This window comes from Lutibacter sp. (genome assembly GCF_041555395.1).
GTDB lineage: Bacteria > Bacteroidota > Bacteroidia > Flavobacteriales > Flavobacteriaceae > Lutibacter.
Genome location: NZ_JBFFKM010000064.1, coordinates 1 through 11529, shown reverse-complemented (window position 1 = coordinate 11529; position 11529 = coordinate 1). Strand labels below are relative to the sequence as shown.

At 34.7% G+C, this 11529-nt stretch carries 8 protein-coding genes; 1 reads left to right on the top strand and 7 read right to left on the bottom strand.

Going from position 1 to position 11529, the window contains the following annotated elements; genetic code table 11:
- Positions 1-24: 24 nt before the first annotated feature.
- The 5 genes from ABY285_RS11090 to ABY285_RS11070 all read right to left on the bottom strand — a co-directional run bounded on the left by ABY285_RS11090 (position 25) and on the right by ABY285_RS11070 (position 7314).
- Positions 25-1278, bottom strand: a complete 1254-nt coding sequence (locus ABY285_RS11090) for a dihydroorotase family protein (protein ID WP_372770040.1) — start codon at positions 1276-1278, stop codon at positions 25-27.
- On the bottom strand, positions 1275-3233 hold the full coding sequence (locus ABY285_RS11085) for a BatA domain-containing protein (protein ID WP_372770038.1): 1959 nt from the start codon (positions 3231-3233) through the stop codon (positions 1275-1277). The genes ABY285_RS11090 and ABY285_RS11085 overlap by 4 nt, the downstream gene beginning before the upstream one ends.
- A gap of 41 nt (positions 3234-3274) precedes the next feature.
- Positions 3275-4009: a 5'-methylthioadenosine/adenosylhomocysteine nucleosidase gene (locus ABY285_RS11080; protein WP_372770036.1), complete on the bottom strand. Its 735-nt coding sequence runs from the start codon at positions 4007-4009 to the stop codon at positions 3275-3277.
- Between the two features lies 1 nt (position 4010).
- Positions 4011-4682 (bottom strand): ABC transporter ATP-binding protein, encoded by a 672-nt coding sequence (locus tag ABY285_RS11075; RefSeq protein WP_372770034.1) that lies wholly within the window; start codon positions 4680-4682, stop codon positions 4011-4013.
- A 223-nt stretch (positions 4683-4905) separates the two neighbouring features.
- Entirely contained in the window at positions 4906-7314 is a 2409-nt protein-coding gene (locus tag ABY285_RS11070; protein ID WP_372770032.1) for a DUF5916 domain-containing protein, read from the bottom strand.
- A 194-nt stretch (positions 7315-7508) separates the two neighbouring features.
- Between ABY285_RS11070 and sucC the strand changes: the two genes are divergently transcribed.
- Positions 7509-8702, top strand: a complete 1194-nt coding sequence (gene sucC / locus ABY285_RS11065; protein WP_372770030.1) for an ADP-forming succinate--CoA ligase subunit beta — start codon at positions 7509-7511, stop codon at positions 8700-8702.
- Positions 8703-8801: 99 nt separating this feature from the next.
- Here the strand turns inward: sucC and ABY285_RS11060 are convergent, their stop codons facing one another.
- Both ABY285_RS11060 and ABY285_RS11055 read right to left on the bottom strand, forming a co-directional pair.
- Complete coding sequence (locus tag ABY285_RS11060; RefSeq protein WP_372770028.1) at positions 8802-9182, bottom strand: PUR family DNA/RNA-binding protein; 381 nt, start codon at positions 9180-9182, stop codon at positions 8802-8804.
- Positions 9183-9262: 80 nt separating this feature from the next.
- Entirely contained in the window at positions 9263-11017 is a 1755-nt protein-coding gene (locus ABY285_RS11055; protein ID WP_372770026.1) for an ABC transporter ATP-binding protein, read from the bottom strand.
- Between the last annotated feature and the right edge of the window lie 512 nt (positions 11018-11529).

The window sequence follows — 11529 nt, the reverse complement described above, 5'->3', positions numbered from 1 at the left end:
CTATTGCCTTTTCACTTTATCCTTTTATAATACCATTTTACTGTTAGAAATAACCCCATATACTTTTCCGTTTAAATTTTTATGGAGAAAAATAGCGTTTTTAGAAGAAGACAAGATGTTGTTCTCGCTAAAAGTATAGTCAAAATCGGGATTAAAAAGGGTGATATTGGCTTGTTTGCCTTCTGCAATAGAATAGGTTGGTATATTGAATCTTTCTCTCGGTTTGGTGGTTAAACTGGCTATTAATGTTTCCAGCCCGATTGTTTTATTCAAGGCGCCAAACAAACTTTCCAGTCCAATGGTTCCAAATTTTGCGTTGTTGTATTCCACCTTTTTATGTTCAACATCAATAGGGTTGTGGTCACTGGTCACCATATCAATAACGCCTTCTTTTAATCCTTTGATCAATGCCTTTAAGTCTTTTGAAGTGCGCAACGGAGGCAATACTTTTGTGTTCGCATTAAAATCTTTCAGCTCATCGTCGGTTAGTGCTAAGTGATGTGCGGCAACGCTGCAGGTAATATTTAATTTTTTCTTTTTAGCTTCCTTTATAAGTTCAACCGATTTTGCAGTGGAAATTGTTGGAATGTGCAATTTTCCACCGGTATATTCCAGCAAAAATAAATCGCGAACAATTTGTAATTCTTCCGATAAAGCGGGAATCCCTTTTAAACCAAGCTTTGTGCTGTTAATCTCTTCATTTACCAAACCAATTCCTGCTATCGAATTGTCCTGCGGAAAACTTAAGAGGAGTGCATCAAAATTTTGTGCGTACTGCAACCCGATTTTCAAAAGATTGGCATTTGAAACAGCCTTGTTATAATCTCCAAAAGCAATGGCGCCGGCGTTTTGCATATCGTACAATTCTGCAATATCTTCGCTTTTCCCGCCTTTAGTAAGGTTTCCCATAGGATACAGCGTTGTGGCTGAGCCATTGGCTTTGTTTTTTAGAAACTGAATAGCAGATTTATTGTCTGTGGCTGGATAGGTATTCGGATTTACGGCAACTGCGGTAAATCCGCTTTTCGAAGCCGTTTTCAATCCATTCTCAATCGTTTCTCGATCCTCATATCCTGGTTCGCCAAAGCATACGCTCGAATCAAACCAGCCCTGAGAAATATGCAGGTTGTCAAATTCTATTTCTTTATAATTTTTCGGATTTTTAAGTTTTTCGCCAATTTTTGTGATGGTGCCGTTTTCAATAAGAAGGTCTTTAATTTGAAGGTGAAACGGACTTGAATTATCGATAATGGTAGCAGATTTCAGAAGTAAATTCATATTTTGAAATATTTTAATAACAGCATTTCAATGAGCAAAAATAGCACAGAAAATGCTAAAAACCATTTAAAAAGCCAATTGATTTTTTGTTGATTACCAATTTCATTAAAAAGTTCATCAATTGAGGAGGAAACAAATACGTTTTCGGCATCACCAGCCATAGATTTTAAATCGGCGTAATTGGTGTCGCTCTCTTCTCTGTTGTAATTTAATGCAATGGTTTTCAGTACCTCAGTATTGTTTGAGATCGTATAAAATCCGCTTTGCAAATTAATAGCTGTCACGGTAATATTGACTTTGTTTTGGGATACTTTTTGAAGCGGAATAAATGCATTGGTTTCGTTTGAAATCTTCAGTACATCATCTTTACCTATGGATGTTGTTATTTCAATCTCATTTTCTGGTGCAATCGTATAATAAATTTGTGTTGTTTTCAGACTTTTTTTAGCGAAATTGTAAAAAACGGGCACCACCAAAGGTGATTGCGTAAAGTCTGAAATTCCTTTATTCAAAGGTGATGAAATCCAGTAAAAAGTGCCGTTTTTGGTTTTTGTGGCCGAAATAAACGGGCTGTTATTGTCGAATTTAAGAATGGCCGAACTGTTTTTAAAATTGTTTTGGTAATACAATGCTGTTTTTGGGTATTGAAAATTGGTCACTTTCTTTTTAAAAACATCATCGATTAAAGGATGCTCATAATTAATGGTAGTAATTTGATGTTCATTTTCAATTTTAGCGCTTATTTTTCCGGCCTGAAATGCATTTAAAAGTCGGTTATAGGAATCGGTATTTGCTTCTTGAGAAGGAATTGCAACCAAACTTCCGCCATTTTCTGAAAACTCAACTAAACTGCGTAGTAATTCGGCAGGAATGTCTGTCATTTCATTCAAAATTATTAAATCCTGATTTTGAATGGTGTTGTAATTTAATTGCTGAAGTGAGGAAGCAGTAAAATTAAACTCATTTTTTGTATAGATTTTTGGTAAAAATTCGGTCGGATTTCCAATGCTTAAAACGTTGATTTTTTCGGGTGTTGAAATTGAAAAGTAAAAGTCGTTATCAAATTCCAACCCATCATCAACCAAGGATATTTTTCCGTTAAAATTATTCGAGTTTTGGAGCGAAAATTGAATGGCTGACCCATTGGAATTTACAAATTTTGCGGTTGTTTTTCCTATTAAGTTTTCCTCCTGAAATAAAGAAATCGGAACGTTGGAGGTAATCATCTGTGTGCTTTTTACAAGTACGTTCAGTGCTGTTTCGGTTGAAGATTTTCGTTCAAGAGACACGCTGTCCAAATAAATATTTTGCGCTTCTTTTGGGGAGAGCTGCAACAGAGAAATTGGCGAATTTACAATGTTGAAATCAATTTTATTGATAATATTAATATTCTGAAAATCAGATATTAATATAATTTTATTTAAAGTATTTATTTTAGTTGAATAATTACTTTTTGCTTTCAGTAAAACAGTATTTATATCAAGTTTATTTGGCGAATAATGAAGGTCTATCAATTCGTTTTTTAAACCTTTGGCATCCAAATTCTTAAAATTTTCATCATTGGTAATTAAGGTAAAAGTACTGTTTTGAATGTTGTTGTTGTCAATAATTTTTTGAGCAGCACTTTTCAATAATTCGCCTTGTTCTCCCTTTACTTGCATGCTGTAGGAGTTGTCTAAATAAATAGTGATATTTACATGTTTCTGGGTTGAAGATTCAGAAAAATAAGGTTGTGAAAAGGCTAAAACTAAACAGCTTAAAGCCAATAAACGACTGAGTAAAACAAGCCACTTTTTAAGTTGGGCACTTTTTCGCGTTTGTCTTTCAATATTTTTTAAAAATGCGACATTGGTAAATGGAACTTTAACGAAGCGTTGCAGTTGAAATAAATGAACAATTATCGGAATGATAAGTAAAAGAAGCGCGTATAGAATTTCCGGATGCTTAAATTGCATTGTTCAAAATGGTTTATCAAAGATATAAAAATAGGCGGAATTTATGAGAAATAATTTTTCAAAATGCCTAAGGCATATTTGCTCGCAATGGTATTGGCAAATTTTGGAAAATCTATGGTCGCATTGTCGTTTGCCTTGTCTGAAATGACACGAATGATGGAAAATGGAATTTCATATTCAAAACAAATTTGCGCAACCGCTGCGCCTTCCATTTCTACGCAAACTGCTGTTGGAAGCTTTTTATTCAACTTCTTAATTTTTTTAAGGCTTGAAATAAACTGATCGCCGCTTGCAATATCGCCATAAACCAGTTTTGGAGTTATAATATCAAAAAGCTGTGCGTCTTCCAATGAAATAAATTGATGATAAGTCGCTAAAAATAGATTGGAGGCTTCCAGTAATTTTGCGGAATCGCTTGTTTCCAGGAACTTCTTTCTTAAAATAGGGATTTCAAATTTTTCGAAAAACGGAAAAGCATTTAAATCGTGTTGGTACAAATTTTTGCCAATCACAATATCGCCAATATTTAATTTTGGACTAATGGCGCCCGCCACGCCGGTAAAAATGATTTCTTTAACATCGAAATCGTTGATTAATTGGGTGGTGGTTGCTGCAGAAGCTACTTTTCCCCAACGGGAAAAAACAAGGACCACTTTTTTATCGAATAAAGTCCCGGTATAATAGGTTCTCATTCCTTTTACGGTTGTTGATACTTGTTGAAGTTCATGAAGCAAGGCCTGAATCTCTTCTTGCATGGCACTAATAATACCTATCATTTTATAAAGGTTTTTTGCTGATTCTGCCGTCTGTCATTTCCAGCTTTCTGTCGGCCATTGCTGCCAATTCCTGATTGTGTGTCACAATCACAAAAGTTTGGTTGAATTTATCGCGAAGGTCAAAAAATAACGCGTGCAAATTTTTGGCGGAAGAAGAATCTAAATTGCCGCTGGGCTCATCGGCAAAAATAACGTCAGGATTGTTGATTAGCGCTCTGGCAACGGCAACGCGTTGCTGTTCACCGCCCGACAATTCGTTTGGTTTGTGGTGCATTCTGCTCGAAAGTCCTAAAAAATTAAGCAATTCTTTTGCTTTGTTTTCTGCATCTTTTTTAGCAGTATTCCCTATTAAAGCGGGAATGCACACATTTTCAAGTGCCGTAAATTCCGGCAGCAACTGATGAAACTGAAATATAAAACCAATATGCTGATTTCTGAACCTAGAAAGTTCGTTGTCTTTTAACGACAGGATATTTTTAGCGCTGATGGCAAGTTTGGAATCCTTGCCTTTTGCAGGGTGGTCCAACGTGCCAAGAATTTGTAATAAGGTTGTTTTGCCCGCCCCGGAAGGACCAACAATAGCGACGATTTCTCCCTTTTTTATGGTTAAATCTACGCCTTTTAAAACCTCTAATTCCCCGTAAAATTTATGAATATTTTTCGCTTCTATCATGCTGTAAAAGTAATGTAAAAATGGTTAATCGTTTAATTGTTTAACTGTTTAATTGTTTATTTGTTTAACCAACAACCAACAACCAACAACCAACAACCAACAACCAACAACCAACAACCAACAACCAAATAACTGTGTAACTGTTTATTTCCATTAATTTTGTCTCCATTCTCTATTCTTTAATCGGCTAATTTGCTCATTAACTAATTGTCTTATTGCCTAGTTACAACCAAGTTTTAAGTTTGTTGTAATCTAAATAATAGATGAATTTTAATGAAATATTATTGGTAATTGGCTCGTTAGAAAGATTGTCCAAATTTTTTCCAAATTTTAAATGAGACAAGTCATCTTCATTAAAAATAGAATTTCTGTACAAGGCAACTAGCTGACTTCCCGGAGCAAACTCCCATGAATAACTCAAATCCAAATTCCAGACGTTGTAATTGATATCATGGTTTCCTTGGTAGGAACTTGCGTTCAAAGTGCCTTCATTATTAAGTTCAAAAAAATTGGCATCATAGGCAACAGGCGACCAATAATGTCTGAATGACAAGCCTAAATTTGATTTTGTATTGAAACTAAATTTTCCAGTTAAGGTATTGGTCACTTCCTTTAAAGCTCTGTTTCCAAAAATAATGCTGCCATTTTCTAAATTTTTCACCCAGCCTTTATCATTAATAAGTTTTGAAAAAGACATATCGTATATAACAGAAAATTTATCAGAAAAGCGATATCGGGGAGAAATGGTTAAATCATAGTATTCATTTTCAGTGTCATATCGTTTAGCGTAGGTAGTTTTGACATCAATGGCAAACATTTTTCTGTAATCAGTAGAAATCCAGCCATTCATAATATATACAGGATTTTGTTTAAAAAATCGCCCCTCTTTGCGGGGTGCATAAAAATCATTTTGTTTGCCAATGTTTGTTTCTAATTCTCCACCAAAGGCAAATCGGGATTTGGTAAAAAAGAAAAAATCAAGCTCTAAATCATTTTCCGCATACAGGTTGGAATCATTTTGATAATTTATATTACCGGATAGCGAAATGTTAAAGCCATCAAAGATTTTTGTTGGTTCAAAAATCCGGTAAGATATTTCACCCCAGTATTTGGAATAATTATTTCTGTTTTGATAGCCTAAATCGTTAATGTCATAGGTTTTATTGCTTCGGGAATGTCCTATTTCATACTGATAATTACCAAATATTTTTGACAATTCAATAAAACCGGAATATCCCGAATTATGCTCACTATTGTCCAAAACGTCACTAATTTTAAAATTTCCGGACATATTGTATTTGTTCTCTTTGTTTGAGACATTAAAAAGCAGTGCCGAAACATTGGCGTCTCTAAAAGTGCCTTCTCTGGTCACATTTGTATTCACAAAACTAACAGATGAATTTTTGTTGAATTGTTGGTCTAATACCAATACATTATAATTGGCAAGAGGTTCGGTAACTTCTTTCCTAATTTCCTGGCTTGCCGTATTTTTTATTTTTGCTGAAGTTTTTTCAGTGATGGCATTGAAAAAACCTATGCCCAAACCCTTTTTTGTTCTGCCCGAAACTTTTAAGGCATTTAACATATTTACTTTGTTTGGATTTTCAATAATTTCTTCATTTTCGGTTAAGTTTGTTTCAACCATATCATAACCTACGGGAGCATTTCCAATTCTGCGGGAATAAAATAAACCACCTTTGCTAAAAAGTTCTGTACCTTCAGTAAAAAAGGATCTTTTTTCCGCATATTGTTGTTCAAATGGACCTAAATTCAGGACCAAATTATCGAATGCAGTTTGCCCAAAATCGGGAATTAAAGTGGCATCGAGCGTAAAACTTTCATTTATACCATATTTTAAATCCAGACCAACGCTGTAATCGGACTCCGAATTTCCATTGTATGAGGTATGTGAGACATAAGTATAGGGTGAAAAACTCAATCGGGTAGGAGGCTTAATATTTTTTATACCTTCTAATGAGCCTGCATATTGAGTATATATACCAATTTTTTTATCAATATAATTCCATACATATTGTTCATTTAATTTATTAATCTTTCTGTGAAAATTAATGCCCCAGGTTTGGATGGCTGAATTCGAAAATCGGAGTTCAGAATATGGAATTTTAATTTCAGCAACCCAACTGTTGCTGTTTACTTTAACGTTGCTTTCCCAAACGGCATTCCAGCTGAAATCTTCTTCGTTCGAAGAAACTTTAGCATCGGCCTGGGCACCGGTACTCATTACCACAAGTTTAGTGTCGTTCTGCCCGTCGTTGTTTGGGTTTATATTAATCTGGAAAAAGTCGACTTGCCCAATTTGATCTCTGGCGCCAAATTGCATTGGTATTTCTTCGGGCTTGTCATCATACATGGTTGCGCCAAAATAAATGGCTTCATCATCATACGCTATTTTTACAACGGTTCTTTTATTTTCTCTTTCCGATCCGCCATCTCCAGGTTGAAACATCACAAAATCTTGGGCAGATTCGGCATTCTTCCAAAAAACTTCGTCCAGAATACCATCTATCACAGGAGTTTTATCAATTCGTAAAGCATGAACAGATTTAATTTTTACTTGAGAATGGCAAAGGGAAAAAATAAATAAACTGAATATAAATAGGGAATTCTTCATTGTAAATTAATAAAAGGAATCATTTTTTTGCTTAAATATTTAAGACCTGAATAAGCCTGTCTTAAATAAATGTTAATATACAGACTACAAAAATAGCACATTGTTATACATTATAAAACTTTTTTGAAATGAACATAAATTTTAATTTTAGGATTAGTACATTTGTTGATATTTACAAAAAACCATTATCTCTAATGAATTTACACGAATATCAAGGAAAAGAATTGCTAAATAGTTTTGGAGTAAGAATACAACGTGGTATTGTTGCCGATAACCATTTAAAAGCGGTAGAAGCAGCAAAACAACTGGCTGTAGAAACCGGAACAGACTGGTGGGTTGTTAAAGCACAGATTCATGCGGGCGGACGTGGAAAAGGCGGTGGCGTGAAATTGGCCAAAAGTTTGAAAGATATTGAATCAATTTCTGAAAGTATCATCGGAATGATGCTGATAACACCTCAAACACCACCTCAAGGAAAAAAAGTTCATCAGGTTTTAATTGCCGAAGATGTCTATTATCCAGGGGAACATGAACCTGAAGAGTACTATATGTCGGTTTTGTTAAACAGGGCCACAGGTAAAAACATGATTATGTATTCTACTGAAGGTGGAATGGATATTGAAACTGTTGCGGAAAAAACGCCTCATTTAATTTTTACGGAAGAAATGGATCCTTTATTGGGCTTGCAGGCTTTTCAGGCCCGTAAAATTGCCTTTAATTTAGGGTTGTCAGGGAATGCATTGAAAGAAATGATCAAGTTTGTAACTTCTTTATATTCGGCATTTGTAAATTCTGATGCCACTTTATTTGAAATCAATCCGGTATTAAAAACGTCGGACGATAAAATTTTAGCGGTGGATTCAAAAGTTGTTTTGGATGACAACGCCTTATTTCGTCATAAAGATTTAGCGATGCTGAGAGATTTGCGCGAAGAAAATGAAATTGAAGTTGAAGCCAATGCGGCAGGATTGAATTATGTTGATTTAGACGGAAATGTGGGTTGTATGGTGAATGGAGCCGGATTGGCGATGAGCACGATGGATTTAATTAAACAATCTGGCGGCGAGCCTGCGAACTTTTTGGATGTTGGCGGAACGGCAGACGCAAAACGTGTTGAAACGGCATTCAGAATTATATTAAAAGATAAGAATGTAAAAGCAATATTGGTCAATATTTTTGGCGGAATTGTACGTTGCGACCGCGTGGCACAAGGCGTAATTGATGCTTATAAAAATATGGGCGATGCTATTAATGTTCCAATTATTGTGCGTTTACAAGGAACAAATGCAAAAGAAGCGCAAGAGCTTTTAGATAATAGTGGTTTGGATTTAATTTCAGCAACTGAATTTCAGGAGGCTGCGGATAAAGTTCAAAAAGTATTGGCATAAAACAAATATTAAAAAAGCTGATGATTTAATCATCAGCTTTTTTTGGGCATAAAAAAAACACTTCAATTGAAGTGTTTTTTTATTTGACTGAAGCTATTATTATATATCTTCAAAATTTACATCAGTAAAACTTTCAGATCCTGATACGGAATCTTCTGTTTCCTCTGTTCCTTCTGATGGTCTTTTAAAATCTTTTTGGTGACGTTCAGAAATTACTTCTTCACCTTTTTCATTTAAAATATAGCTTGTTGCTTCTTTAAGCATGTCATTAAATTCCACAAAATCTTCTTTGTATAAATAAATTTTATGCTTTTTGTAATGGAAAGATCCATCGTCATGTGTGAATTTTTTACTTTCAGTAATAGTTAAGTAATAATCTTCTGCTTTTGTTGCTCTTACGTCAAAAAAGTAAGTTCTTCTTCCTGCTCTAAGAACCTGAGAGAAGATCTCTTCTTGTTCTAAATGTTCATTGTCATTCATATTTAACCCTCTATTTTAATTTATCTTTCTATTAGACTTTGACACAAATCTATAAAATTATTTGAGTTATTTCACTTTTTTTAAATTTCTTTTTCCAAAAGTTGCTGTTCATAAAGATCTTTATAATAGCCGTTAATTTTAATTAACTCATTATGTGAACCTTGTTGAATTATTTTTCCGTTTTCCAATACAATGATGGCGTCCGCATTTTTAACCGATGAAATTCTATGGCTAACAATGATGGTCGTTTTATCCTGACTTATTTTAAATAAGTTATTCAGGATAATTTCTTCTGTTTCTGTGTCAACTGCTGATAAACAATCGTCAAAAATTAAAATTTCAGGTTCTTTAATAAGCGCACGCGCTATGGAAACACGTTGTTTTTGCCCGCCCGACAAGGTAACGCCTCTTTCCCCGACAAAAGTGTTGTAGCCTTTATTAAACTCAATAATATTGTGATGAATGTACGCGTCTTTGGCAGCTTGTTCAATTTTTTCGTCGGAAGCAGATTCATCGCCAAATTTAATGTTGTTTTTTATGGTATCCGAAAACAGAAATGCTTCTTGCGGAACAAAACCAATACTCTGACGCAAATTGTCTAAATTGAGCTCTTCAATGGACTGTCTGTCGATTAATATTTCGCCCGATTTCACATCATACAAACGTGCAATTAAACTTATAAGCGTTGTTTTTCCAGATCCGGTATTTCCTAAAATACCCAGTGTTTTTCCTTTTTCAAGTTTAAAATTCACATGTTGAAGCGCTTCAATGTTGGTGTCGTCATAGGTAAATGAGACATCTTTAAATTCAATGCCACCTTCAATTTTTGATGGAGCAATGGCGTTATTTTTAATTTCAGGCTCCTGCTTTAAAAACTCGTTGATTCTTTTTTGTGATGCTTCAGCCTCCTGAATGATGGAAGTTACCCAGCCCACAACGGCAACCGGCCAGGTTAGCATGTTGATGTACATAATAAACTCTGCAATAACCCCCAAAGAAATGGTGCCTTGAATATAGCGCAAACCGCCGACATAAATAACCATGATATTGCTCAATCCAATCAACAAAATCATGGAAGGGAAAAACAAGGCCTGCACTTTAAACAAACTGATGTTTTTTTCTTTGGCTGTATTGGACAAGTGCTCAAATTCGGTCTTGGATTTTTCTTCAATGCCATAGGATTTTAAGATACTGATGCCCGAAAAAGTTTCTTGTGCACTTGCTGTTAATTTGGATAAATATTGTTGCACAACGGTGCTGCGTTTGTTAATGACCCTGCTTAAATAATAAATTAAAACGGATAAAATGGGCAATGGCAACAACGTGTAATTGGTTAAAGTGGTATCAATATTATACATTTTGATAATGGCCACAGAAAACAATACCAGCATATTTACGGTATACATAACGGCCGGACCCGAGTACATGCGCACTTTACTCACATCTTCGCTAATGCGATTCATTAAATCGCCTGTTTTGTTTTTTTTATAGAAATTTAAAGACAATCGCTGGTATTGCTGATAAATTTCATTTTTTAGGTCAAATTCAATTAATCGTGACATCACAATAATGGTTTGCCTCATTAAAAATGTGAAAAAGCCCGATAACAATGCTGCGGCAACAATTAAAAGAATGTTGTTTAACAACTCCGATTTTACGATGGTCAAATCGGTAACAACGCCATTTCTATAATCTTCAGCGACATTCACGGATTCCCTGATGAGTTGAGGAACCTGCAAGGCTAGGAATTTAGAAGCAATGGTAATAATTATACCAATGAACAGCCTGTATTTATATTTTAAAAAGTATTTGTTTAAGTATTGTAAAGCTTTCATAAAGAATTTAAATGCAATCAATTTTTAAAATGCGAAGATACGGCAAAAAAAAAGTTATAAGTCAAAAGTTAAAAATTAGAGCCAATTGGCAAATAGGCAATAGTAAAAAAGTTTAAAGTTAAATACTAGAAGTTAAACGAATCAAATTGCCCTCTTGAGACTTGTGTTGAGCGTAGCCGAAATAGGGTCAAGGGCTGTGTTTTGTAGATGTTGGATGCTGAGCTCAAAGTTAGGTTAAAACTTAAAAAGAACAATACACAAAACAACTTTAGGTATTCTAAACTTACAATTAGTAATTCAATTTGCGTTAGGGATTGAGCGGTTTGTTTGAGCTCTCCCGTTTTTACGGGAAGCGAGTAGTGAAAGCCCGCCCGCTTTTTCAGCGGAGCCTGTCCGCTGAGAAAGCGGGAACGCCAAAATAGTATTTATGGTTGTTGTTTTAAGAATTTTATCACTTTTCGTAAATAAACAAAAACAAAATTATATTTCTAAAAATTATTAGTATTTTTGCG